We start from the raw sequence: 22,951 nt of genomic DNA, 5'->3' as shown, positions 1-22,951 counted from the left end.
GGAGGCGCAAGGGGGGCTTGTCAAGCCGGACGGGCCGGCGCATCTGTCATCATGGCGGGCAATCGGATCGAGACGAGGAGGCGCGCGGCATGCAGACCCACGATGAGGCGTTGACCGAGCAGGACCTGTCCTGGTTGCGCCGTCATACGCGCTTTCACGGCGCGGAAACGGCCCTGGGGGCGGTGTTCTTCGCGCTGTTCCTGGCCATCACGGCGTTCCTGGCCGGGATCTGGCTGTGGGGGCCTTCGACCACGGCGCGTGATCCGGTGCTGGGCGTGATGATCCTGGTGCTTGCGGGCTTCACGCTGCATTTCGGCCGCCGCCTGCTGCGCGGCCCGGCGGTGCGGCGGCGCTGGCGGCGGGTGTTGCGCGGCGGCGTGCCGAAGCAGGTGGTCTCGGGCGTGCTCACCGGCCTGGCGCCCACCGCCGGCGGCGGCGTGCGGTACGGCATCGATGGGCGCACGCTGGAGGTGGCGCTGCCGTTCATGAACGGCTTCACGATGCCCGGGGATGGCGGCACGAGTCCCGAACGCTGCGCCGCCAGGCTGGATGCGCCGGTACGGCTGCACCTGCTGGCGCTGTGGCCGGGGCAGGCGCCGGTGCTGTTGCGCGCGGAATACGACGGCCCGGGCGAAGTGCAGAAAGCCTACGAGACCCTTAGCGATGCCGATCGGGGGTGGCTGCGGCAGGATGCGACCTTGATGCGCAATGTGTTGCTGGGCGCGGCGCTGGTGTCTCTGGCCGCCGGTTGGTTCGCTTGGCCGCTGTATGGCGTCGGCGTGTTGTTCCTGGCGGCGGCATGGTGGGCGGGGCGGCCGAGCCGGGCCCTGCGGCGCGCGAGCGTCAAGTACGGCGTGCGCGGCCGGGTGGACGAGGTCTTGACCTACAAGGCGCAGATGCCGGACTCGGCCTCCTGGACCCCGCTGTATGCCTATCGGCTGGGCGGCGAACTGTACAACCTCAGCCATGGCGGCGGGCCGGCGCAGCCCGGGGAGCGGGTCGCGTTCGAGTACCTGGACCGGGGCAAGGGCGGCCTGGAGCCACTGTTCTTTCACCGCGAAGGGGAGGCGCCCTCCGCGTTCGCGGACAGGCTCGTCACGGACAATTCCAAGGCCTGAACCGGAAGCGTCGCCACGGGGGCGGGGCGTGCGCGCCGGGAGGGGCGCTTGCCGATGCCTGTGTCTCGTCATTACAATAGAGAATGGTTATCATTCATTTGCCCGCAAGGGCGCGCGGCCATGTCCCCCACGACGCAGGATCGAATCGAATCGCTTTATGTGGATCACCACGGCTGGCTGCACGGTTGGCTGCGCCGTCAGCTCGGCAATTCGTTCGAGGCCGCGGACCTGGCGCATGACGTGTTCGTGCGCCTGCTGCGCCGGCCGGCCGTGGCCGACACGCGCGAGCCGCGGGCTTTCCTAAGCACCATCGCGCGTGGCCTGCTGGTCGACCACTGGCGCCGCCGCGAACTGGAGCGCGCCTGGCTCGAGGTGCTGGCCCGCACGCCGGAAGCGCAAGCGCCTTCCCCCGAAAGCCGCCTGCTCATCCTCGAGGCGCTGATCAAGATCGACCAGATGCTCGACACCCTCAAGCCCAAGGTGCGCCAGGCCTTCCTGTGGGCCCAGCTCGAGGGCCTGAGCTGCCCGCAGATCGCCGCGCGGCTCGATGTGTCGCTGGCCACCGCCGAGCGCTACGTCGCCAGCGGGCTGCGCCAGTGCTATCAATTCCGCTTCGAGCCGGCATGAGAGAGCCGGGCGCGGCCGCGCCGATCGCCGCCACCATCGTCGACCAGGCCATCGACTGGTCGGTCAAGCTCAACTTCAGCCAGGCGGACGCGCGCACGCGCGCGGCGTTCGAGCGCTGGCGCCGGGCCGCGCCCGAGCACGAAATGGCCTGGGCCCGCGTGCAGTCGCTGAACGCCGATTTCACCTCGGTCCCGCAGGGGCTGGCGCTGGATGCGTTGACGGCCCTGAACGGCACGCGCCGGCGCCAGCGCCGTGTGGTGCTCAAGAGCCTGCTGGTCGCCGGCGGCGTATTGGGCACGGGCTGGGCGACGCGCGAGCAGGTGCCCTGGCAGCGCCTGGTCGCCGATGTCAGCACCGGCCTGGGCGAGCGCCGGGCCCTGACGCTGGCCGATGGCACCTATCTGGTGCTGAACACCGACAGCGCCGTGAGCCTGCTGCTGGAGGGCCCCGAGCGCGTGGTGGTGCTGCATCGCGGCGAGATCTCGCTGAGCACGGGCAGCGACAGCGGGGCGCCGGCGCGGCGGCCGTTCCGGGTGCGCACGCCGTATGGCATGGTCGAGGCGCTGGGCACCCGCTTCGTCGTGCGCCTGGACGACGATGGCGCCCGGGTCAGCGTGCAGGAACACGCGGTGGCCCTGACGCCGGCCGACGGCGGCGACCGTGTCATCGTGCAGGCGGGCCAGCAGGGCTGGCTTGACCGCCGGCACGCGCAACCCCTGCCGCCGCCCGCCATGGAAAGCGCGGCCTGGGTCGAAGGCGCGATCGTCGGCAAGAACATGCGGCTGACCGACCTGCTGGCGGAACTGTCGCGCTACCGCCGCGGGCGCATCAGCTGTGCCCCCGAGGTGGCGGACCTGCGGGTATCGGGCACGTACCACATCGGTGATACCGACCGGGCGCTGGCCTTCCTGGCCCAGACCTTGCCGGTCCGGGTGCGTTACTGGACCCGCTACTGGGTGACGGTCGGCCCGGCCTGATGCCGGCATGCCGCGCCGGGGCATGGCTCAAGAGACGGCCGCGCGCAGAGGCCGAAAAAAGTTGCGGAAAAAATGAGGGGATTCGCGTTCTTGTCCGGCCTACAGGGAAAGACACCTTTCAACCTGGCCTTCAAGACTACGCAATGACACTCGCTCGTACCCCGAAGACGGCGCGCCCGGCGCCCGTTCCCACCGTGCTGCGCACGGCCCTGTCCGGCATCCTGTGCGGCGCCGCCCTGGCGGCCTGGCCGGGCGCCGCCGTGTGGGCGCAAACCGCGCCCGCGGTGCAGGAGGCCGAGCGCGGCTTCGCCATCGCCGCCGGCCCGCTGGACCAGGCGCTGAACCAGTTCGCGCGCGCCGCCGGGGTGAATGTGTCGTTCGATGCGTCCCAGGCCGAGCGCGCGCAGACGCAGGGCCTGAACGGCCGCTGGACCACCGCGGGCGGCCTGGCGGCGTTGCTGGCCGGCACCGGCTTCGAAGGCGTGCGCCAGCCCAGCGGCGGCTACGCGGTGCGGCGCGCCGCGCGCGGCGGCGCCGTCACGCTGGACGCGGTGACGGTGACCGGGCAGGAATACCGCAGCATGTCCGAAGGCACCGGTTCCTATACCGTGCCCTCGGTCATGATCGGCAAGGGCGACCAGCGTCTGCGCGACATCCCGCAGTCCGTCAGCGTCGTGACGCGCCAACGGCTGGACGAACAGAACCTGACGTCGGTCTACGACGCGCTGGAAAACACCACCGGCGTGACCTTGCAGCAGAGTCCGCAGGGCGGCAAGTACATCTATTCGCGCGGCTTCGAGGGCAGCGTCATCCAGTACGACGGCGTGCCGCTGGAACGCGGCTTCTATGGCCGCGCCAGCAATTACTCGGGCGGCACCGCCATGTATGACCGGGTCGAGGTGCTGCGCGGCGCCGCCGGCCTGCTGCAAGGCTCGGGCTCGCCCGGCGGCGCGGTGAACCTGGTGCGCAAGCGTCCGCTGGCGGAAGACCGCTTCATGGTCGAGACCAAGGCCGGCAGCTGGGACCGTTATGGCCTGCAGGTCGACGGCAGCGGCGCGCTCAATGCCGATGGCAGCCTGCGCGGCCGGGCGTTGATCGAACGCCAGGACAACCATTCGTTCATCGACCGCGTCCACCTGAAGAACACCACCTTCTACGGCACGATCGAATACGACTTCACGCCCTATACGCAGCTGAACCTGGGCTACAGCTACGAAGACCTGCGCGGCCGGCCGTCGATCTCCGGCCTGCCGCGCTACAGCGATGGCGAGGATATCGACTTCAAACGCTCCACCAGCTACGGCGCCGACTGGAACCGGCAGCAGACTTCGAACCAGGGCTTCTACGCCGACTTCACGCACGCCTTCAACGACGACTGGCGCTTCAAGGTCACGGGCGCCTACGTGCAGGAAAAACAGTACCTGAAGTACACCGCCTCCAGCCGCGCCGTGAATCCGGCCACGCAGATGGCCATGGTCAGCGTGGCCCGCACGGTCGCCGACCTGGACGCGTCGGGCATGGACGCCAACCTGACCGGCAAATTCCGCGCCTTCGGCCGCACCCACGAGGTGGTGGTGGGCGCCAACTACGCCCACACCAAGATCGACACGTCCTACTCGTATCTGACGAACTACGCCACCTTCAATGCCTTCCAGTTCAATCCGGGCCTGCCCGAGCCGACCACGGCCGCGCTGCGGGCGTCCACGGATGAAGTCCGTCTCGGCACCAGCCGCGAACTGGGCTTCTACGGCGCGACCCGCCTGCAGCTGACCGATCCGCTGAAGCTGGTGCTGGGCGGCCGCTTCAGCCGTTCGAACCGTATCTGGACCACCGATACCACCACGGCCGGCGTCCTGGCGAACGGCCAGACGGTGCAGGCCAACACCCACTTCACGCCCTACGCGGGGCTGATCCTCGACCTGTCGCCGCAGTGGACCACCTATGTGAGCTACACGGACATCTTCAAGCCGCAGAGCGAAGTCAACGCCGCGGGCCAGTCGCTCAAGCCCATCGTCGGCGAGAACTACGAGCTGGGCCTGAAGGGCGAGCTGCTGGACGGCCGCATCAATACGGCGTTCGCGATCTTCCGCATCGACCAGAGCAATCGCGCCCAGGTGGACTTCAGCTCCAGCCCGACCTGCGCCGACAACTACTACTGCTACACCGACGCGGGCAAGGTGCGTAGCCAGGGCTTCGACGCCGAGATCAACGGCGAAGTCACCCGCGGCTGGAACGTGTACGCCGGCTATACCTTCAACACCACCCGCTACCTGAAGGACGTCAGCAGCGAAGGGCAGGCGTTCGCCTGGCACACGCCCAAACACATCTTCCGGCTCTGGTCCACGTACCAGCTGCCGGGCGACCTGAGCGCCTTCACGGTGGGCGGCGGCGTCAACGTGCAGAGCGGCCAGTCGCGCCAGATCGGCGCGCTGACGGCCAAGGCCAGCGGCCGCGCGGTGTGGAACGCCTACGCCAAGTACCAGATCAACCGCAACTGGGCCGCCACGCTCAACCTCAACAACATCTTCGACAAGACCTACTACAGCGCCATCGGCAACATGGTGAACGGCGTGCACTACGGCGATCCCCGCAACGCCATGCTGACGCTGCGCGGCACGTTCTGATGCGCCAGGGCGGGTTGCGCCAGCGCATGGCCTGGCTGCACACCTGGTGCGGCCTGGTCTGCGCCTGGTTGCTGTGCCTGATCTTCCTGGCCGGCACGCTCAGCGTGTTCCGCGCGCCGATCTCGCACTGGATGGGCGCCGAGCCGGCCCTGCCAGAGGACGTGCGCGACATTGGCAGGCCCGCCGTGCTCGCGGCGGCCGGCCAATGGCTGGACGGGGAGGGCGCGGCCGCGCGCTTCTGGCGCATCGAACTGCCATCGGCCGACAATCGGGCAATGCGCGTGTTCTGGCGCGACGCGGCGGGCGTCACGCGCGAAGCGGCACTGGATCCGCGCAACGGCGCCATGCTGCCCCAGCCGTGGGGCCGCAAGACCGAAGGCGGCCGCCATTTCATGGTGCTGCACTACACGCTGTATGGCGGCAACTTCGGCTTCTGGCTGGTGGGCTGGCTGTCGGTGGGCATGCTGGTCGCCTTGCTGAGCGGCGTCATCGTGCACAAACGCATCTTCAAGGACTTCTTCACCTTCCGGCCGGGCCGGGGCGCGCGCGCCTGGCTGGACGGGCACAACGCCAGCGCGGTGCTGACGCTGCCGTTCCAGCTGATGATCGTCTATACGGGCCTGGCGATCTTCTACACCAGCTACATGCCCGGGCCGTTGCGCGTCCTGTACGGCGAGCAGGGCATGGCGCGGTGGCACGAGGAACTGGCGGCGGCCGGGCCGGGCGCCGCCGGCCGCCACGCCATGACGGACGCGCGGTTGGCGCCCGAGGTGCCGGGGCGCCTGCAACTGGGCGCGTTCCTGGCGGCCGCGGAAGTCGCGATGGACAGCCCCGCGCGCATGCTGATGGTCGAGCGCCCCGGACAGGCGACGGAAACGATCCGCGTGTTCGGCCGCGTCGACGAGGCCGCGTCGGTGCGGCGCTTCACGGGCCAGGCCGGTCGCGCCGCCTTTCGCGCGGCCAGCGGCGAGATGACCGAGCTGCGCCGGGCCGACGCCGCGCCTGGCGCCGACGTGGCGCATGGCGTGATGGAGCGGCTGCACCTGGCGACCTATGGCGGCTGGCCGCTGCGCTGGATGTACTTCCTGTTCGGCCTGGCGGGCACGGTGATGATCGCCACCGGGGCGGTGCTGTATGCCGTCAAGCGGCGCGCCCGGCACGACGGCGCGTTCGGCGCGGCCACGCCGGTCTTCCAGCGCGTGGTCGAGTCGCTCAACGTGGCGGCCATCGCCGGCGGCGCCGTGGCCTGTATCGCCTATTTCCATGGCAATCGCCTGATCCCGGCGGACTGGCCGGCGCGTGGGCAGTGGGAGATCCGGGTGTTCTTCCTGGCCTGGCTGGCGACCTTGCTGCATGCCCTGGTCCGGCCGCCGTCGCGCGCGTGGCGCGAACAGTTTGGCATGGCGGCGCTGCTGTGCCTGTCGCTGCCGCTCGTCAATGGCTTGACCACGGGGCAGTCGATCGCCACCTATGTGGCGGCGGGCGACGCGATCGCCGCGTCGGTGGAAGGGGTGATCCTGCTTGCCGGCCTGCTGTGCCTGTGGCTGGCCGGCAAGGTGGGGCAAGCCCGCTGGACGACGCCGCTGGCGGGCCGGACGCCGCCCGCGCCGCCCGGGTACCGCTGGTGCGTCCTGGCGCGCGTCGCGCTGGCCGTGCTGGGCGGCTACGCGCTGGCGACCCTGGCCGCGACGGCCATGGCGCAATGGCTGTCATCGCCGGGGCTGGCCGGCCGTCCGGTGGCCGTCGTGGCGGGCACGCTGTGCGCTTTCCTGTTCTACGCGCTGGCGGCGATGTGGGTGTTCGCCGCGCGGCGGGCGTGGCTGCATCTGTTGGCGGCGGTGATGCTGCTGGCGCCGTTGGCCTGGGCGGTTGGGGCATGAGCTTGCCCGGGTGAAAGGGTACGCAGCCGTTTCTGTCATCATGTCGAACACTCAAAAAAAAGAGACATGCATGACCGAATTGCGCCGTGCGCGTATGGTCCCGGAATTGCTGGTGACCGACCTGTCGAGAAGCCTGGCCTTCTGGATGGACCTGTGTGGATTCCAGATCGCCTACCAGCGCGAGGCCGAGGGCTTCGCCTACCTGGACCTGGACGGCGCGCAGTTCATGCTGGAGGAAGTGCGCGGCGACGGCTACTGGATAACGGGCTCGCTGGAGGCGCCCCGCGGGCGCGGCATAAATTTCGAGATCAAGGTGCCCTCTATCGACCCCTTGCTGGAGCGGCTGGCGGCTGCCCGCTGGCCTTTGTACCGGGACCCCGAAGCGCGTTGGTACCGCAGCGACGCTGTCGAAGTGGGCGTGCGCCAGTTCCTGGTGCAGGACCCCGACGGATACCTGTTGCGCTTCTCGGCCTGGGTGGGCGACCGGCCGGTCGGGGGCTGACGCGATTCCGACAGCGGGAAAAAGTCGTACATCAGGAAGTGACGGCCAGCCGTCACGCGGGTGCGCGCTTCAAATGCTTCCAGACCTTCGCCAGGATGCCCTGCAAGGCCGTGCGGTCCGCTTCGTCCAGGCAATCCACCAGCGACGCGCACATCGTCCAGAACGCCGGTAGCGCCCGGGCGAGCAGGTCGCGGCCGGCGTCGGTCAGGGTCAGTGAGATGCTGCGCCGGTCGTCCTGGTTGAGCGCCCGCGTCAGCAGCTCGCGTTTCTCCAGCCAGTCCAGCAGGCCCGTGACCGTCGAGCGCGTGACGCCGAAGTAGTCGGCGATGTACGACGGCGTCACGGCGCGGCTGTCGATCAGGCCGCGTTCGGCCAGGCCGAAGATCATCAGCACGTCCAGCTTGCTTTCCGATACGCCGAACGGCGCCAGCGACGCGTTGGCCCGGTGTTCCACGTCGTCGGCCAGCCACAACATCAACAGTCCCAGTCCGGCGGCGCCGGTATCCGTGCCGCGCGCGGCGGTTTGGGCCATCAACGTCAGGTGGGGCCGGGCGGCGGCGGCGGCGCCGTCGCGCATGGCCTGCGCCTGGCGTGTGGCGGCGTTGTCGGGGGCGGCAGGGGCGGTGGACAGGCCGCCGGCCGCGGTCTTGGCCGTCTTGGCGGCTTTCCCGGGTTGGGCGGTCGGAGCGGCGGACTTGCGTGCGGGCATGGGGAATCGGCGGGCTGGGGTGTCGGAAACGTTGCGGTGCGGGCAGGCCGGATTATACGTTCATCAAATAATACGATTTGCATATAGTACGTTTAACGTACTATATTTGCCGCGTCGGCGTTCACGCCATTTCCGCGGTCGGGGGCCTTGCCCGGCAGGCCGCGTTGACCTTTCAACAGGAGACTCCCATGCCCGTCAAAGTGCTCGAACTTCATCACGTCGGATTCGGCGTGAATCATGCCCAGGCCGACGCCATGCTCGATTTCTATCGCGACGTGCTGAGCCTGCCGCAGGACCCGGCGCGGTGGAAGATTCCGGGCATCTACGGTTCGTGGATCAACCTGCCCAATGGCACGCAATTGCACATCCTCGGCAGCGAAGGCCCGTCGCGCTACGCCAAGGGGCCGGGGCAGGATCCGGTGTCGAACCACATCGCGCTCGCGGTCGAGGACGTGCTGGCCGCCGAGCAGGAACTCATTGCCCGCGGCATCGCGTACTTCACGCTCGACAATGTCGCCTCGCCCAGCCTCAAGCAGCTGTTCCTGCGCGACCCGGCCGGCAACCTGGTGGAGCTGCATCAATCCAGCGCCCGGCGTCCTGGCGTGGACCAGCCGGCGCAGGATCCGGCCCGCGCCGGCAACGAGTAGGCCGTTTCCCGGAGAGCTTTCCCATGTATTTCGACATGCAGGCGCTCAGCGGCGAGCAGCGCAGCAAACTCATGCATTCCACCGTCCTGCCCCGGCCCATTGCCTGGGTCGGTTCGCGCGATGCGCGGGGCGCCCTGAACGTGGCGCCGTTTTCCTTTTTCAACGTGATGTCCGGCGATCCACCGATCCTGTGCTTCTGCGTCGGTTCGCGCGACGGCCGGCTCAAGGACACCGCGCGCAATATCGCCGCGCGCGGCGAGTTCGTGGTCAACCTGGTGTCGGCGGCGCAGGCGCGCCGCATGAACGTGACGGCCATCGACTTCGACGCCAGCATCGACGAGGCGATGGAGGCCGGCCTGCTGCTGGCGCCCGGCCGCAACGTCGACGTGCCGCGAATCCAGGACAGCCCGGCATCGATGGAATGCCGCGTGCGCCAGCTGGTCGACATCGATGCGCGCCGCACGCTGGTCATCGGCGACATCGTCGGCATGCACCTGATCGATGCGGCGGTGACCGATGCCGAACGCATGTTCATCGACCCGCTGCCGATGCAGTTGATCGGCCGGCTGCACAACCCGGGGTGGTATTGCGAGGTGACCCGCGCGTTCCAGATGGCGACGCCGTCGGTGGCGCAGTGGCGCCAGATGCAGCAGGACGGGTTGGCGCAGCAGTACCTGGAGGAACCGCTGCCGCCGGTCGCCGAGCGCTGAGGCGCGGCGGACATGGCGCGGGACCGCGCCGGGCGTTGCGGCAGGCGCCGCGCGGTCCTGGCCGCGCGCGGCGTTCCTGCGTACACTGGCGCCATGCTACGTATCGACCATCTCACCAAACGCTACGGCGATCATTCCGTATTCGAGGGACTGACGCACACGTTCGCGCCCGGCTGCGTGGCGCTGTGCGAAGAGGAAAGCACCGGCAAATCCAGCCTGCTCGGCATCATCGCGGGCGTGATCGCGCCGGATGGCGGCGAGGTCTGGATCGACGGCCATTCGCTGGCCGCGTCGCCGCTGCAGGCCCAGGCTCGCCTGGCCTACGTGCCCGACAACTGCCTGGCGCTGCCGCAGCAGACCGGGCGCGGGCTGCTCGAACAGGTCGCGGCGGAAAAGGGCGTGGCGCTGGATGACGCGGTGCTCGACCTGGCCGCCCGGCTGGGGCTGGAGCCGCACCTGGACAAGCGCTTCGAGCAGATGTCCACGGGCACGCGCCGCAAGGTCTACCTGACCGCGGCCGCCCTGGGCGATCCGGCCGTCGTCATCGCCGACGGCCCCAGCAACGGGCTCGATACGCCCGCGCGGCGCGCGCTGGCCGAGCTGTTCATGGCCTGGGGCAGGGACCGGGTGGTGCTGTTCGCCAGCCACGATCCCGAGCTGGTGCAGGCCTGCGGGGCGACCGTCGTCGACGTCGCCGCGCTGCGCTGATCTGTCGCGCGGGCCTACTTGCCGCCCGTGACGTCGATGAACGTGCCGGTGACGTACGAGGCCTCGGCGCCGGCCAGCCACAGGATGGCGCGCGCCACTTCCTCGGGCTGGCCGCCGCGGCCCATGGGCACGGTGTCCTTGATGCGGTCCACCCGTCCCGGCTCGCCGCCGCTGGCGTGCATCTCGGTGTAGATGTGGCCCGGGCGCACCACGTTCACGCGGATGCCCTCGCGCGCCACTTCCTTGGAAAAGCCGATCGTGAACGTTTCGAGCGCGCCCTTCGAGGCGGCGTAGTCCACGTATTCGTTGGGGCTGCCCAGCCGCGCCGCGCCCGATGACACGTTGATGATGGCGCCGCCCCGGCCATTGTGGCGCTGGGACATGCGCCGGGCCGCCTGCTGCGCGCACAGCATCGGGCCGATGGCATTGACCGCGAAGATCCGCTGCATCCGCTCGAACGTCAGGTCCTCGACCCGCGATTGCCGCGCGATGATGGCGGCGTTGTTGACCAGTACGTCCAGCCGGCCGAATTCCTCGTCGATGGCGCTGAACAGGCGCACGACCTGCTCCGGGTCCGCGCTGTCGGCGCGCACGGCCAGGCCGCGGCGTCCCTGAGCCTGCACGTCCGCGACCACCGCCTGGGCCGCCGCTTCGTTGGAGACATAGCTGATCGCCACGTCGTAGCCCTGCGCCGCGGCCAGCCGCGCGGTCGCGGCGCCGACGCCGCGGCTGCCGCCGGTGATCAGGATGACGGGGGCTTGGGATTCGGTGGCCATGAAGGGGGCTCCTGCTGTGAAGTTCGGGATCGGGAAAGTCGGGCGCGCCCGCGCCGCGTCGGTCACTATACTGCGCGTGAATCACCGCTTCCAATGCGTGGGTCCAGGCGGCGGCCGCAATTCCCGGATTCGCCGGCGGGGCAAGACGGCGCCGGGCGCGCGATGCCGATACACTGCAATCGCCTCGGTATGGCGCGGTGCCGATGGCGGTTGCGCAAGGCTTGCGCCGCCCGCGCCCGGTTTTCAAGGAGTGGATTCATGGCACGCATTTTCATCACCGGTTCGGTCGACGGCCTGGGCCTGGCGGCCGCGCGCGCGTTGCTGGCGGACGGACACATGGTGGTCGTGCACGGCCGCAACCGCGAGCGCCTGGGCGCCGCGCGGGAATTGTTGTCGCAGGGCGCGCTGGCGGTGGTGGGCGACCTGGCCGACCTGGCGCAGACGCGCGATCTGGCGGACCAGCTCAACGCCCTGGGACGGATGGACGCGGTCATCCACAACGCCGGCGTCTTCACCGGCCCCGCCATCCTGCCGGTCAATGTCATCGCGCCGTATGTGCTGACCGCGTTGATGGCACGGCCGCGTCGGCTGGTCTACCTGAGCAGTGAAATGCACGAGGACGGCCGGCCGGACCTGGGCGGCATGGCCTGGGACGGCAGCCGCGAGAGCGGCTCGTATTCCGACAGCAAGCTGTTCGTGACCGCGCTGATGGCGGCGGTGGCGCGACGCTGGCCCGACGTGATCAGCCATGCGGTCGATCCCGGTTGGGTGCCCACCAAGATGGGCGGGCCGGACGCGCCGGGCGATCTCAGCCTGGGACATGTGACCCAGGCCTGGCTGGCGACGACCGATGACCCGGCGGCGTCGCGCAGCGGCGGTTACTGGCATCACCAGGCGCGGCGCCAACCGCACCCCGCCACGCACGACGAGGCCTTCCAGGCGCGCCTGCTGCAGGCCTTGCACGACGCCACGGGCATCGCGCTGCCGTCGGGCCACGTCCACCCGCGATCGCGTAGGCCGTCTTAGCGCGCGTCGGCCGTGTCCGTGCCGCTCATGAACCAGCGCAGATAGGCGTTGTCGCGGCCGGCGCGGGCCAGTACGGGGGCGTCGCGCGACCAGCTTTCGCGGTCGCCGCGATACGCGGCCAGCGCGCTGCGATAGAACAGGTCCAGCACGGCGCGCTCGCCGGCGATGTCGGAGGCCCAGTCGGGAGGCGGCCCCGCCAGTGGCGGCGCGGTGCGCTGCGCCATCAGGGCGGGCAGCGTGCGGACGATCTCGCGCGGCCGGACCCAGGGGGCGTATTCGATGGCGGGCCTGTCGTCGGTCACCGGCGCGGCGCCGTCGGCGAAGCGCGCCAGTCCCTCGCGGTCGGTCACCCAGGTCGCCAGCAGCGCCGCGACCGAGGGCACGCCGACTTCCGCCAGGGCGTCGTGCAATGCCGGCGCCGCAAAGCGCCGCGCCATGCGCTCGGGTACCAGCGGCAGCGGATCGGGCGACCCCACCAGCAGCATTTCATGCAGCTCCGTGGTCCAGAGCGATGCATGCGGGAAAACCGCGATGAAGCTGGCCACCAGGGCGCGGGTGTCGTCCAGGTTCTGCGTCGGCAGGGGCAGCCACTGCGCCACGATGCCGTGCGGATTGAGCCGGCGCGCCGCCAGTTCGTAGAAGTCGCGGGAATACAGGTTGACCACGCCCGCGGCCGACGGCGGCGGCGGTTCCAGCGTGATCAGGTCGTAGGTGTCGGCGCTGGCCAGCAGCTCGCGCCGGCCGTCGCGCAACCGCACCTGCAGGCCGCTGTCGCGATAGGCGTCATAGGTGCCCTGGAAGTAGGGCGCGGCCTGCAGCACGCCGGGCAGCAGCTCGGCCACCACCCGGCGCTTCAGGCCGGGATAGCGTGACAGCGCGCCCGCCGTGATGCCGGTGCCGTAGCCGATGACGAGGGCGGATTCCGGCTCGCCGGCATGCACGATCAGCGGCAGCAGCGCCTGCAGCCGCATGTAGCGCAGCGATGGCATGGCGTCGCCCGAGTTCGACACGCCCTGGATGTAGAGACGGTGAAAGCGCTGCGCGCCCCGGCCATTCTCGACCACCGCCACGGTGCCGCCATGGCTTTCATGGTGGAACACCAGCGGTTTGCCGCGCGCGCCCGGCATGAGCCGAGCCAGGTGATCCTGCGGCAAGGCCCAGCCGACGATCAGCACGGCGACGCCGAGCGCGCCGGCCAGCGCCGGGGCCATGGGCGCGGCCGCGCGGCCGCGCCAGGTGGCGGCCACGCCCACGGCGCAGGCGGTCGCGGCCAGCAGCGTCAGGCTGCGGATCGTGCCCAGCCACGGCAGCAGCACGAAGGCGACCAGCGCGCTGCCGGCGATACCGCCCAGGGTGTTCGCCGCCAGGGCGAGCCCCGCGCCGCGGCTGCGGCGCTCGCCCGGCGCGACGATCTGCAGCACCGCCGGAAAGGCCGCGCCCAGCAGCAGCGTGGGCAACAGCACCACCGCGCCCGCGGCGACGGCGAAGCGCGCGCTCATGCCGGCCAGGCCGCTGTCGACGAGCCGGCGCATGCCGGCCTCGGCCAGGTCCTGGACCGGCGCCAGCCAGGCGCCCAGCAAGGCGGCCTGCGCCAGGGCGATCAGGCCCGCGCCGGCGATCAGCGCCGCGAACACGCGCCACGGGTCGCCGAAACGGTGGCCCCAGCGCGCATAGAGCGCCGCGCCCAGCGCCAGCCCGGCCAGGTAGACCGCCAGCACCACCGAAAACGCGAAGGCCCGCGTGCTCATGAACGGGATGATCATCTGCGACCACAGCACCTCGTAGCCCAGCGCCACGGCGCCGGCCACCGCATACAGGGCCACGGCCAGCCGGGCGCCGGACGACAGGCGCGGCGCGTCACGGACGGCGGGGGCGTCGGCGGCCCGGGCCGGCCGCCGGCCGCGCAGCGACCACGCGCCCCAGGCGGCGACCAGGTTCAGCGCCGCGGCGGCCAGGGCGGTGCCTTGCACGCCGAGCGCGGGAATCAGCAGGAAGGCGGGCAACAGCGCGCCGGCGATGGCGCCCGTGGTGTTGGCCGCGTACAGGGCGCCGCCGTCATGGCCGGCGCGGCCGGCGCCGACGGCGCGCAACAGGATGGGCAGGGTGCCGCCCATGAAGAAGGGCGCCAGCGCGACCACCGCGAACAGGGCGGCCCAGGCCAGCAGCGGCTGCTGCAGCTGCCAGCGGGCGAACAGGCCGGCGCTGTGCGCCAGCGCAACGGTGACCGCCAGCGCGGCCAGGCCGATCGCCAGTTCGACGAGGGCGTACAGGCGCCAGGGGTTGGCGTGCCGCTCGGCCAGGCTGCCCAGTCGCCAGCTGCCCGCCGCCAACCCCAGGAAGAAGGCGCTGACGGCCGTGGCGATGGCGTGGACCTCGACCCCGACGATCAGGGACAGCTGCTTGATCCACAGGATCTGGAATATCAACGAGGCCGCGCCCGACAGGCCGAGTAGCGCGCAGGCCGGCGCCAGGCTCGCGCCCGTGCCCGCCAGGGTGACGGCTTCCTTCGGTGACGCGCTTGCCACGCCTGCTTGTGCCATGCGGGACGCTCCATGGATTGAAAGGGCTGCCATGACATCATGCAGGTGGCGCCCGCCGCGGCGGGCGCCACCCGGCGCGTCACGAGCCGGACTTGCCTTGCTTCTTGGCGGCCTCTTCGAAGTGCTTCTCGATGGCCTTGTCCACCGCTTCCTGCACCTGGTCGACGCTGAAGCTCGCCGGCCGCTGGCTGGGCGGATACTCGATGAAGGTCTGCAGGAACTCCGACGCCTTGGCCGAGCCGATGAACGCCAGATAGGCATTCTTGGACAGCCAGTCGTTGTACTGGTCGGAGACGATGTCGGCGCGTTCGTACGGGTCCATGCGCAGGTTGAACACCTTCGGCACGCGCAGGCACACGAACGGGTCGCTCCAGACCGCGAAGCCGCCCGGCGCGCGCTGTTCGCAGAACACGACTTTCCAGTTCTCGAACCGCATGGCCACCAGCAGGCCATCGTCGTTGAAGTAATAGAAGTCGTCGCGCGCGCTCTTGTCCGACTTGCCGGTCAGGTAGTCGAGCTGGTTGTAGCCGTCCAGGTGGACCTTGTAGTTCTTCTGCGCGCCGCCGGGCGTCCAGCCCTTGAGCAGACGGTCCTTGACGTCGGCGTCACCCACCGCGGCCAGCAGGGTCGGGAACCAGTCCAGGCCCGACACGATGCCGGTCTTGGTGGTGCCCGGCTCGATCTTGCCCGGCCAGCGCACCATGGCCGGCACCCGGAACGCGCCCTCCCAGTTCGAGTCCTTTTCGTTGCGGAAGGGCGTGGTGGCGGCGTCGGGCCAGCTGAACTGGTTGGGCCCGTTGTCGGTGGTGTAGACCACGATGGTGTTGTCGGCGATGCCCAGGTCGTCGAGCTTCTTGAGCAGCTTGCCGACGTCCTGGTCATGCTCCCACATGCCATCGGCGTAGTCGTTGCCCGGCATGCCGCTCTTGCCCTTGTACTCGGGCCGGATGTGGGTGTAGATGTGCATGCGCGTGGTGTTCATCCAGACGAAGAACGGCTTGTCGTCCTTGGCGTGCTTGTCGATGTAGTCCAGCGCCGCGCCCACGGTCTCGTCGTCGATCGTTTCCATGCGCTTGGTGGTGAGGGCGCCGGTGTCCTGGATCTTGCCGTCGGCCGAGGCCTGGATCACGCCGCGCGGCTTGTAGGCCGCGATGATGGGATCCTTGGGATTCTGCGGCCAGTAGGGGCGTTCCGGCTCCTCTTCGGCGTTCAGGTGATAGAGGTTGCCGAAGAACACATCGAAGCCGTGCTTGGTCGGCAGGTACTCGTCGCGGTCGCCGAGGTGGTTCTTGCCGAATTGCGCGGTGTTGTAGCCATGCGACTTGAGCGCCTGCGCGATGGTGATGTCGCGATCCTGCAGGCCCACCGTGGCGCCCGGCACGCCGACCTTGGACAGGCCGGTGCGGCGTGGCGACTGGCCCGTGATGAAGCTCGACCGTCCGGCCGTGCAGCTGTTCTCCGCGTAGTAGTCCGTGAATATCGCGCCTTCCTTGGCGATGCGGTCGATGTTCGGCGTGGTGTAGCCGACCACGCCGCGGGTGTAGGCGCTGATGTTCGCCTGCCCGATGTCATCGCCGAAGATCACCAGGATGTTTGGCTTCTTCGCGGATGCGTCGCCCTGGGGCTTGGCCTGCCCCGCCGGAGTCTGCGCCGCTGTCTGTGACTGCGCGCCGCCCATGGCCACCAGGCTGCTGGCGGCCAACAGCGCGGCTCCCCACCATCGTCTTGCCTTCATGACTGTTCTCCTTGCCCGCTCGGGGCGCGTTGGTTCACCACAATCACTACTGGTCGAACGAATACACCTGCTTCCACTCCTGCTGCATGTCCACCACGGTCCACCCCTGGCGGCGAGCCTCGTCCAGCGCCTTGTCCAGGCGGCCGATCTTGGAATCCCGGTCATAGGCCCATTCGCGCCGGGCATCGGTGTGATGCACCAGCGCCGCCAGCCGCGGTCCGGGTCCGGCGGCGGTCCACTGCAGCATCTGCAGGTCGCCGTCCGAATTGCCGAAGGCCAGGATCGGCCGCTTGCCGATATGGCGCTGGATGGCCACGGGCTTGCCCGGGCCGTCATCGTTGAATTCAAGCTTGGCGGTGCGCCACAGGGTGGGCTTGCCGTCGCGCACGTCGTAGGTCGTCACGAAGGTCGTGCCGATCACCTGCTCGGGCGGGATGCCATAGGCCTTCTGCGCCCAGGCGCGCATGAATTCGACCTCGCCGCCCGACACGATGTAGGTCTTGAAGCCATTCGCCCGCAGGTAGTCGAGCAATTCGCGCATCGGCTTGTAGATCATGGCGGTGTAGGGCTGCTGGAAGCGCGGATGACGCGCCGTGCCGACCCAGTGCCTGACGCTGTCGCTGAAGGCTTCGGGCGTCATGTCGGCATGGGTGACGCCCACGATCTTGATCAGGCCTTCCATGCCGCTGGCGGCCAGGGCCGCGTGGTCGCCCGCGAGGGCCGCCTGGTAGGGCTGCTCGCGCCGCCATTGTGGGTGGCTGGGCGCCATCTCCTTGACCCGGTCGAGTGAGAACAGCAGTTCGAAGTACGCCGGCTGCTCGCTCCAGAGCGTGCCGTCGTTGTCGAAGACGGCGACGCGGTCGGCCTCGGCCACATAGCCCGTTGCGCCCGGTGTGGTCACGGTCCGCACGAATTCCACGATGGCGCGGCGCGAGGGGCCGTCGTTCCATGAAGGCAGCGCGGCGGCCTGGTTGGGGCGTTGGCCCGCGCAGGCCGACAGCAGGCCGATCGCCAGCACCCCGCACAACAGGCGCCAGCGGCGCCAGACCTGTATTCCCCAGTCGCTCATGCGTTGCTCCTCGCGGGCCCGCGGCCCGTTGCCGATGCGCCCTCCGGGCGCGGATTCAGGTGACGCGGCAGGGCGTGTGGCGCCGGCCGTATGGCGGCGGCGCGCCACGCGCGGCGCCAGGCGCGTGAAGCGGCCAGCCACTGCATGCGCGGCGCCGCGTCCTGGCGGGTCGGGCCGTAGGTGGCTTCGAGGAGGGTGGCGGCCGCGTCCCGTTGCGGCGTCGGCGCTGCGCGCAGCGCGCCCCGCAGGTCGGGCGCGCGGGCGGCAAGGCGCAGCCAGCGGTAGAACGCCGTCAGGCCGGTGGCGGGGGATCCGGACGCGCGCCGCCATTGCCGCCACGCATGGCGTTCGCCGGCGCGGTAGCGCGCCCGCGCCGCCCGGCAATGCGCGCGCGCCGCCGTCGCCATGCGTTGAATCGGCGTGCGGGCCAGCCAGGCGAGCAGCGCCAGCGCGAGCACGGCGGCCGCGGCATGGACCCAGGCCAGGGGAATCACCCAGCGCAGGCCCTGGCGCAGGTGCGCCAGGTCGTCGGCCAGCGAGAACGGCGGCGCGGCGGCGGGCCCGGCGCCGACCTGGAAGCCGCGGCCGGGCAATCGGACCTGCGTGGACCCGGCGCCCGGCGCATCCCACGACAGGGCGGGCAGGGTGGATTCGCCGGTCGCCAGGGGTTCGTAGTCGGCGCGGTCGATGCGCTGCCCGCCCAGGAAGCCGCCGCGGCCGTCGGTCAGCGTGGTCACTTCCGGTTCGTGCGGATAGCGCTTGAAGCCGGGCACGTCCCGCAGCGGGGCGGGCGCCAGCAGCATGGGCTGCATCCCCATGGCGCGCTGCGTGACCGAACGCGTGATGCGTCCGCCCACGACGACCGGATCGGGCGCGAGGCCGAATGCCTGGGACACCTCGGGCGGGGGCGCGGCCGTTGGCGCGCCCGTCGCGGCCGCCACCGCGAACGAGAGCGCCTGGCTGGCGCCGGCCGCGTCGCGCTGGCCCGGGCCGACCTTGGCGCTGACCCGCAGCGGCGGCACCGTGACGGCGCCGGCCGTGGTGGGACTGAGCAGGTAGGTATAGCGCAGGCCGCTGTAGGCCACGCCATCGATGGTCTGGTGCAGGATCGCGCCTTCGCCGGACGCAGGCGTCACCATCACGCCCGGCAGGGTCAGCGCGGGCAGCTGCGGCGGCTGGGTGAACCAGGTCGGCGTGAGCACGTCCAGCTGCAACGCCACCGTGGCGCCCGGCGTGATCGGGTCCGCCTCCTGGATGCTGGCGCGCACGCGCAGCTCCGGCGGCGCTTCCTGCGCCGCGGCGGGGCCGCCGGCCAGGGCCAGCGCGCACAGCAGGCAGGCGAGCCGGCCGGGCTTCATGGGGCGGCCTCGCGCAGGCTGTCTTCCACCGCGAATTTGCCGCGCAGGAACTGGGCCGGCGACAGCGTCAGGTTGCGCAGCCAAACGTCTTCGGAGACGGCCTGGGGCGCCGCGGCCGTCTTCATCGTGGCGTCCTTGGCGGCGCGGTCCTGGCGGCTCTGGTCGGGCGGCTCGGCCTGGTCGCCCTGGTCCTCCTGCGTCATGGCGGCCAGCAGCCGGCGCAGGATGTCGCGATTGAAGAGGGCCTCGGGCCAGCCCGGCCGTTGGGCCAGCGCCTGGTCGTAGGCCGCCAGGGCGGCGTCGTATTGATGCAGGCGGGTCTGGCAGTTGCCGACGTAGAAGTGCGCCTCGGGCGTGTCCAGGGCGGAGAAGGCCGTCAGCGCCGCGGCGTAGTCGCCGGCCGCATAGGCGGCCTGGCCCTTCCAGTAGGGGTCGACGAAATGCGTCGCCGCCGCCGCGTAGTCGCGGTGCTCGAAGGCGCGCCGGCCCTGCTGGTCCGGGGTGAGGAAGGCGTCGGCCCAGGCGCCGGCCTGGACCGTCGGCGGCGCGGTCCAGAGGGCGGCCGCCAGCAGGCAGGCCGACCACGTCACGCGCCAGTTCCGCCGCAGCGCCAGCAGCGCCAGCAAGGCGAGCGGCCAGCACAGCCAGTAGCCGGCGTCGCGCCAGTGCGGCTGCGCGGTGGCGGCGTCCTGCACCGCGCGGAAATGCTGCTGCGCATGCAGGCGGACCCAGTCCAGGTCGTCGGCCGTGCGCGTCAGGCTGCCCAGCGGCGCGTGCGCGGCCTGCGCCAGATCGCGCAGCGCGCCGGTGTCGAGTCCGTTGACGCCCACGGCCATGACCAGCACCTGCAGGTCCGGCGCGGCGCGGGCGGCCTTGCCCACCGCGTCCAGGGTGGCGGGGTCGGCGCCATCGGTCAGCAGCAGCACCGAGCCGCCGGCGCGCTCGGCGCGCAGCGCCTGCGCGGCCAGGGCGATCGCGCCGGCGGCGTCGCGGCCGCGCGCGGCCAGCAGGTCGGTGGCCAGCGCCTGCGCGAACAGGTCGAGCAGGGCGGCGTCGTCGGTGGGCGGCAGCACCAGGTGGCTGGTGCCGGCGTACGCCACCAGCCCGGTCTTGGCGCCCTTGCGCTGGGCGGCGATGTCGCGCATGGTGCGCTTGACCGCTTCCAGCCGGCTGGGCGGCACGTCCGCCGTGTCCATCGAGGCGGACAGGTCCACCGCCAGCACCAGCGGCGCCACGTTATCCAGGTAGGCGGGTTCGTCGCGCTGCCAGGTGGGCCCGGCCGCGGCAACCGAGCCCAGGGCCAGCAGCGCCGCCAGCACGTCGATGGGCCGGGGTCCGCGGCTGGCCGCCGATCGCAGCAGCAGGTAGGGCAGCAGCTGCGGCGCGATGCCGCTGTGCTGCGGCCGGGCGTGCAGGGCGCGCCAGCCGATCCACAACAGCGCCGCGGGCGCCAGGCCCAGCAGCCACAGCGGCCGCAGGAAATGGAAGGCGCTCAGGTCGAGGTCCATGCGCCGTCCTCTTTCGCCCGCGCGGCCGGCGCCGGCCGGCCATCCCGTCGCCACGCCAGCAGCGCCGCGACCCCATGCCCAAGCGCCAGCAGCAGCACCGCCAGGCCCACCGGCACCCAGAAGAAATCGCGCTTGGGCTGATGGCTCAGCGTCTCGACCTGGCGCGGCGTGATCTGGTCCAGGGTCGCGTAGACCTGTTGCAGGCTTTCGCGGTCATTGGCCTGGAAGAAACGCCCGCCGGTGGACTGCGCGATGTGTTCGAGCAGCGCGAAGTCGACCTTGTCGTCGCCGCGCGCTTGCGGGTCGCCCATGCCGATGGCGTGGACGCGGATGTGGTGGCGCGCGGCCAGGGCGGCGGCCCGCTGCGGCGGCACGGCGCTGCCGGTGTCGTTGCCGTCGGTCAGCAGGATCAGCACCTTGTCCGGCTCGTCCACCGCGTCGAGCATGCGGATGCCCAGGCCGATGGCATCGCCGATGGCGGTGTTGGGCCCGGCCATGCCGACCGCCGTGTGCCGCAGCAGCAGTTGCAGCGCGGCGTGGTCCAGCGTCAGCGGCGCCTGCGGATAGGCGGCCGTGCCGAACACGATCAGGCCCAGCCGGTCGTCGCCGCGCTTGGCGATGAAGTCCGCCACCACCGCCTGCACGGCGCTCCAGCGGCTGATCGGCTGGCCCCGCGCGTCGCGGAAGTCGGCGGTTTCCATGGACTGCGAAATATCGAGCGCCAGCAGCACGTCGCGCACGGGACGGCTGTGCGTGAGCGGCGGCTCGACCCATTGCGGCCGCGCCAGGGCCAGCGCCAGCAGCAGCCAGACCCCGACGCCGAGCCACAGCTGGCCGTTGCCGCCGGCCGCGTCGGGGCGCTGCGGCGAGCGGCCGGTGAGGGTGGCGATCTGCTCGAAGAACGGCATGCGCAGCGCGGCGCGGGCGGGCCGATAGGGCGGCAGCAGGCGCCAGGCGATCCAGGCCAGGGGCGCCAGCGCCAGCAGCCACGGATAGTCAAGCCGCCACATGGTGCCGCTCCATCCAGGTACGCGTTTCGCTCAGCAGCTGCCGCGTCTGCGCCGGCGCTAGGCCGCGCAGGCGGTCGTCGGGCGCATAGGCGATCAGCGCCAGCAGCCGCGCGCTGTCCGGCGCCAGGGCGACGCTGCCGGCCGCCAGCGCCCGCACCCAGGCGTCGCCGCTGAGCGCGCCCACGCCGCCGCGCTTGCCGCCCAACTGCGCCGCGATCGCGGTGCGCTTGATCAGCCCGGGCAGGGCGCGCAGGGCGGCGGGGGCGGCCTGCACGGCCAGGTCGAGCCGGCCCAGTTCAGCCAGCGCCTCGCGCCGGTAGCGATTGCGGCGCCGGTGGCGCAGCGCGGCAACGAGACCGCCGCCCAGCGCGGCCAGCACGATGAGGGCCAGCACCAGCCAGCCCCAGGTCTGCGGCCAATAGGGGACCGGCGCGGGCAGTGGCAGCTCGCGCAACTGGTCGAGGCCGGGGGCGCCATCGTTCATGTGCCCCCTCCCGGCGCCGGCACGCGCCCGAGTTCGCGGCGCAATTGCGTCAGTTCATCCGCGGCCGTGTCGATCGACAGCAGCGGCACCTGGCTGCGGCGCAACAGGTCCGCCACGTCGCGCAGGCGGCCGCTGAAGAAGTCAGCCAGCGGCCGGCGCTCGCGCTCGCGGCCGATGGCGACCTCGATCTGCAGTTCGCCTTGCGACACCACCAGCCGGCCGCGGCGCGGCAGGTCCTGCGCCATCGGGTCGTACACCAGCATCGCCAGCACGTCGTTGTGCGCGGCCAGTTGCCGCAGCAGGCGCAGCGTCTGCGCATCGGCGCCGACGAAGTCGCTGATGACGCACACCAGGCCATCGTGCGGCATCAGCGCCTGCGCGGCCCGCAGCGCCTGGTTGAGCGCGCCGTCGGCCGCGCGGGCGGCGCTGTCGGCCGACAACGCGCCGTTGGCGCGCGCCACGGCGGCCAGCATCGCGCGCACCCGGTCGCGGCTGCGCAGCGGCGCGATGGCGTCGCTGCCGTCGTCGCCGAAGACGATGCCGCCGACCCGGTCGCCGGCCCGGTAGACCGTCCACGCCGCCAGCGCCGCCAGCCGCGCGGCGACGGCGCACTTGAAGGCGCGCACCGAGCCGAAATACATGCTCATGCGCTGGTCCACCACGATCAGCGCGGGGCGGTCCCGCTCCTCGGTGTAGGAACGCACATAGGGCTTGCCATAGCGCAGCGAGGCGCGCGCATCCAGTTGCCGCAGGTCGTCGCCCGCCACATAGCGGCGCAGCTCCGAGAAATCCAGGCCGCGTCCGCGCAGCCGCGACGCATGCATGCCCGCCAGCACGCTGTGGGGTTTCTGGCGCGCGCCGAGCGACAGCCCGCGCACGGCCAGCTCCAGCCCGACCAGTTCGGACAGCGGCGGATGCACGGGATGCGGGGGCGCGCTCATGG

20 protein-coding genes are annotated in these 22,951 nt (G+C 71.1%); 10 read left to right on the top strand and 10 right to left on the bottom strand.

The features are described from left to right. Positions 1–89: 89 nt before the first annotated feature. The 6 genes from AC1HFW_RS12250 to AC1HFW_RS12225 all read left to right on the top strand — a co-directional run bounded on the left by AC1HFW_RS12250 (position 90) and on the right by AC1HFW_RS12225 (position 7,728). Positions 90–1,118, top strand: a complete 1,029-nt coding sequence (locus AC1HFW_RS12250) for a hypothetical protein (protein WP_479283612.1) — start codon at positions 90–92, stop codon at positions 1,116–1,118. A 120-nt stretch (positions 1,119–1,238) separates the two neighbouring features. Beyond that, on the top strand, positions 1,239–1,745 hold the full coding sequence (locus AC1HFW_RS12245) for a sigma-70 family RNA polymerase sigma factor (RefSeq protein WP_116520849.1): 507 nt from the start codon (positions 1,239–1,241) through the stop codon (positions 1,743–1,745). Next, a complete protein-coding gene (locus AC1HFW_RS12240; protein WP_479283609.1) occupies positions 1,742–2,722 on the top strand; it encodes a FecR domain-containing protein in 981 nt (326 codons plus the stop codon). The genes AC1HFW_RS12245 and AC1HFW_RS12240 overlap by 4 nt, the downstream gene beginning before the upstream one ends. A 143-nt stretch (positions 2,723–2,865) precedes the next feature. After that, positions 2,866–5,346, top strand: a complete 2,481-nt coding sequence (locus AC1HFW_RS12235) for a TonB-dependent siderophore receptor (RefSeq protein ID WP_479283607.1) — start codon at positions 2,866–2,868, stop codon at positions 5,344–5,346. Next, positions 5,346–7,226, top strand: coding sequence for a PepSY-associated TM helix domain-containing protein (locus AC1HFW_RS12230; RefSeq protein WP_479283605.1), 1,881 nt, complete (start codon positions 5,346–5,348; stop codon positions 7,224–7,226). The genes AC1HFW_RS12235 and AC1HFW_RS12230 overlap by 1 nt, the downstream gene beginning before the upstream one ends. A gap of 94 nt (positions 7,227–7,320) precedes the next feature. After that, complete coding sequence (locus AC1HFW_RS12225) at positions 7,321–7,728, top strand: bleomycin resistance protein (RefSeq protein WP_479283603.1); 408 nt, start codon at positions 7,321–7,323, stop codon at positions 7,726–7,728. A gap of 52 nt (positions 7,729–7,780) precedes the next feature. Here the strand turns inward: AC1HFW_RS12225 and AC1HFW_RS12220 are convergent, their stop codons facing one another. Beyond that, positions 7,781–8,437, bottom strand: a complete 657-nt coding sequence (locus AC1HFW_RS12220) for a MarR family winged helix-turn-helix transcriptional regulator (protein WP_116520845.1) — start codon at positions 8,435–8,437, stop codon at positions 7,781–7,783. 188 nt (positions 8,438–8,625) lie between these two features. Between AC1HFW_RS12220 and AC1HFW_RS12215 the strand changes: the two genes are divergently transcribed. The 3 genes from AC1HFW_RS12215 (at position 8,626) to AC1HFW_RS12205 (ending at position 10,502) form a co-directional block, all read left to right on the top strand. Continuing rightward, on the top strand, positions 8,626–9,084 hold the full coding sequence (locus tag AC1HFW_RS12215) for a VOC family protein (RefSeq protein ID WP_006395805.1): 459 nt from the start codon (positions 8,626–8,628) through the stop codon (positions 9,082–9,084). Positions 9,085–9,107: 23 nt separating this feature from the next. Then, positions 9,108–9,794 (top strand): flavin reductase family protein, encoded by a 687-nt coding sequence (locus AC1HFW_RS12210; RefSeq protein ID WP_479283600.1) that lies wholly within the window; start codon positions 9,108–9,110, stop codon positions 9,792–9,794. A 93-nt stretch (positions 9,795–9,887) separates the two neighbouring features. Beyond that, the gene (locus AC1HFW_RS12205; RefSeq protein WP_479283598.1) at positions 9,888–10,502 is read left to right on the top strand and encodes an ABC transporter ATP-binding protein; all 615 of its coding nucleotides are present in this window, start codon (positions 9,888–9,890) and stop codon (positions 10,500–10,502) included. Positions 10,503–10,516: 14 nt separating this feature from the next. Here the strand turns inward: AC1HFW_RS12205 and AC1HFW_RS12200 are convergent, their stop codons facing one another. Next, positions 10,517–11,278 (bottom strand): SDR family oxidoreductase, encoded by a 762-nt coding sequence (locus tag AC1HFW_RS12200; protein WP_479283596.1) that lies wholly within the window; start codon positions 11,276–11,278, stop codon positions 10,517–10,519. A gap of 258 nt (positions 11,279–11,536) precedes the next feature. On the opposite strand from AC1HFW_RS12200, the gene AC1HFW_RS12195 reads away from it, so the two are divergent. Further along, positions 11,537–12,304 carry an SDR family NAD(P)-dependent oxidoreductase gene (locus AC1HFW_RS12195; RefSeq protein ID WP_479283594.1) on the top strand — a complete coding sequence of 256 codons (768 nt, stop codon included), beginning with the start codon at positions 11,537–11,539 and terminating at the stop codon, positions 12,302–12,304. Here AC1HFW_RS12195 and AC1HFW_RS12190 read toward each other — a convergent pair. From AC1HFW_RS12190 to AC1HFW_RS12155, 8 genes are all read right to left on the bottom strand, one after another. Beyond that, on the bottom strand, positions 12,301–14,844 hold the full coding sequence (locus AC1HFW_RS12190) for a spermidine synthase (RefSeq protein WP_479283592.1): 2,544 nt from the start codon (positions 14,842–14,844) through the stop codon (positions 12,301–12,303). The genes AC1HFW_RS12195 and AC1HFW_RS12190 overlap by 4 nt on opposite strands. 79 nt (positions 14,845–14,923) lie before the next feature. Then, positions 14,924–16,579 carry an arylsulfatase gene (locus AC1HFW_RS12185; RefSeq protein WP_479283590.1) on the bottom strand — a complete coding sequence of 552 codons (1,656 nt, stop codon included), beginning with the start codon at positions 16,577–16,579 and terminating at the stop codon, positions 14,924–14,926. A gap of 46 nt (positions 16,580–16,625) precedes the next feature. Continuing rightward, complete coding sequence (locus tag AC1HFW_RS12180) at positions 16,626–17,648, bottom strand: HAD family hydrolase (RefSeq protein ID WP_479283589.1); 1,023 nt, start codon at positions 17,646–17,648, stop codon at positions 16,626–16,628. Beyond that, on the bottom strand, positions 17,645–19,006 hold the full coding sequence (locus tag AC1HFW_RS12175; protein ID WP_479283587.1) for a BatD family protein: 1,362 nt from the start codon (positions 19,004–19,006) through the stop codon (positions 17,645–17,647). The genes AC1HFW_RS12180 and AC1HFW_RS12175 overlap by 4 nt, the downstream gene beginning before the upstream one ends. Next, positions 19,003–20,514 (bottom strand): VWA domain-containing protein, encoded by a 1,512-nt coding sequence (locus AC1HFW_RS12170; protein ID WP_479283585.1) that lies wholly within the window; start codon positions 20,512–20,514, stop codon positions 19,003–19,005. The genes AC1HFW_RS12175 and AC1HFW_RS12170 overlap by 4 nt, the downstream gene beginning before the upstream one ends. Further along, positions 20,499–21,524, bottom strand: a complete 1,026-nt coding sequence (locus AC1HFW_RS12165) for a VWA domain-containing protein (protein ID WP_479283584.1) — start codon at positions 21,522–21,524, stop codon at positions 20,499–20,501. Before AC1HFW_RS12165 ends, AC1HFW_RS12170 begins: the two co-directional genes overlap by 16 nt. Continuing rightward, positions 21,511–22,008: a DUF4381 domain-containing protein gene (locus tag AC1HFW_RS12160; protein WP_479283582.1), complete on the bottom strand. Its 498-nt coding sequence runs from the start codon at positions 22,006–22,008 to the stop codon at positions 21,511–21,513. The genes AC1HFW_RS12165 and AC1HFW_RS12160 overlap by 14 nt, the downstream gene beginning before the upstream one ends. Then, entirely contained in the window at positions 22,005–22,949 is a 945-nt protein-coding gene (locus tag AC1HFW_RS12155) for a DUF58 domain-containing protein (protein WP_479283580.1), read from the bottom strand. Before AC1HFW_RS12155 ends, AC1HFW_RS12160 begins: the two co-directional genes overlap by 4 nt. Positions 22,950–22,951 lie beyond the last annotated feature (2 nt).

Source organism: Achromobacter sp. ISS7 (genome assembly GCF_056523125.1).
This window is presented reverse-complemented; position numbering and strand designations above follow the sequence as displayed.

Excerpts from the sequence above, each read along its gene's own strand:
- AC1HFW_RS12160 (WP_479283582.1), bottom strand. The coding sequence starts at position 22,008 with ATGAACGATGGCGCCCCCGGCCTCGACCAGTTGCGCGAGCTGCCACTG.
- AC1HFW_RS12200 (WP_479283596.1), bottom strand. The coding sequence starts at position 11,278 with ATGGCCACCGAATCCCAAGCCCCCGTCATCCTGATCACCGGCGGCAGC.
- AC1HFW_RS12170 (WP_479283585.1), bottom strand. The coding sequence starts at position 20,514 with ATGGACCTCGACCTGAGCGCCTTCCATTTCCTGCGGCCGCTGTGGCTG.
- AC1HFW_RS12175 (WP_479283587.1), bottom strand. The coding sequence starts at position 19,006 with ATGAAGCCCGGCCGGCTCGCCTGCCTGCTGTGCGCGCTGGCCCTGGCC.
- AC1HFW_RS12250 (WP_479283612.1), top strand. The coding sequence starts at position 90 with ATGCAGACCCACGATGAGGCGTTGACCGAGCAGGACCTGTCCTGGTTG.
- AC1HFW_RS12220 (WP_116520845.1), bottom strand. The coding sequence starts at position 8,437 with ATGCCCGCACGCAAGTCCGCCGCTCCGACCGCCCAACCCGGGAAAGCC.
- AC1HFW_RS12245 (WP_116520849.1), top strand. The coding sequence starts at position 1,239 with ATGTCCCCCACGACGCAGGATCGAATCGAATCGCTTTATGTGGATCAC.
- AC1HFW_RS12190 (WP_479283592.1), bottom strand. The coding sequence starts at position 14,844 with ATGGCACAAGCAGGCGTGGCAAGCGCGTCACCGAAGGAAGCCGTCACC.
- AC1HFW_RS12205 (WP_479283598.1), top strand. The coding sequence starts at position 9,888 with ATGCTACGTATCGACCATCTCACCAAACGCTACGGCGATCATTCCGTA.
- AC1HFW_RS12180 (WP_479283589.1), bottom strand. The coding sequence starts at position 17,648 with ATGAGCGACTGGGGAATACAGGTCTGGCGCCGCTGGCGCCTGTTGTGC.
- AC1HFW_RS12165 (WP_479283584.1), bottom strand. The coding sequence starts at position 21,524 with ATGTGGCGGCTTGACTATCCGTGGCTGCTGGCGCTGGCGCCCCTGGCC.
- AC1HFW_RS12240 (WP_479283609.1), top strand. The coding sequence starts at position 1,742 with ATGAGAGAGCCGGGCGCGGCCGCGCCGATCGCCGCCACCATCGTCGAC.
- AC1HFW_RS12225 (WP_479283603.1), top strand. The coding sequence starts at position 7,321 with ATGGTCCCGGAATTGCTGGTGACCGACCTGTCGAGAAGCCTGGCCTTC.
- AC1HFW_RS12235 (WP_479283607.1), top strand. The coding sequence starts at position 2,866 with ATGACACTCGCTCGTACCCCGAAGACGGCGCGCCCGGCGCCCGTTCCC.
- AC1HFW_RS12230 (WP_479283605.1), top strand. The coding sequence starts at position 5,346 with ATGCGCCAGGGCGGGTTGCGCCAGCGCATGGCCTGGCTGCACACCTGG.
- AC1HFW_RS12215 (WP_006395805.1), top strand. The coding sequence starts at position 8,626 with ATGCCCGTCAAAGTGCTCGAACTTCATCACGTCGGATTCGGCGTGAAT.
- AC1HFW_RS12195 (WP_479283594.1), top strand. The coding sequence starts at position 11,537 with ATGGCACGCATTTTCATCACCGGTTCGGTCGACGGCCTGGGCCTGGCG.
- AC1HFW_RS12155 (WP_479283580.1), bottom strand. The coding sequence starts at position 22,949 with ATGAGCGCGCCCCCGCATCCCGTGCATCCGCCGCTGTCCGAACTGGTC.
- AC1HFW_RS12185 (WP_479283590.1), bottom strand. The coding sequence starts at position 16,579 with ATGAAGGCAAGACGATGGTGGGGAGCCGCGCTGTTGGCCGCCAGCAGC.
- AC1HFW_RS12210 (WP_479283600.1), top strand. The coding sequence starts at position 9,108 with ATGTATTTCGACATGCAGGCGCTCAGCGGCGAGCAGCGCAGCAAACTC.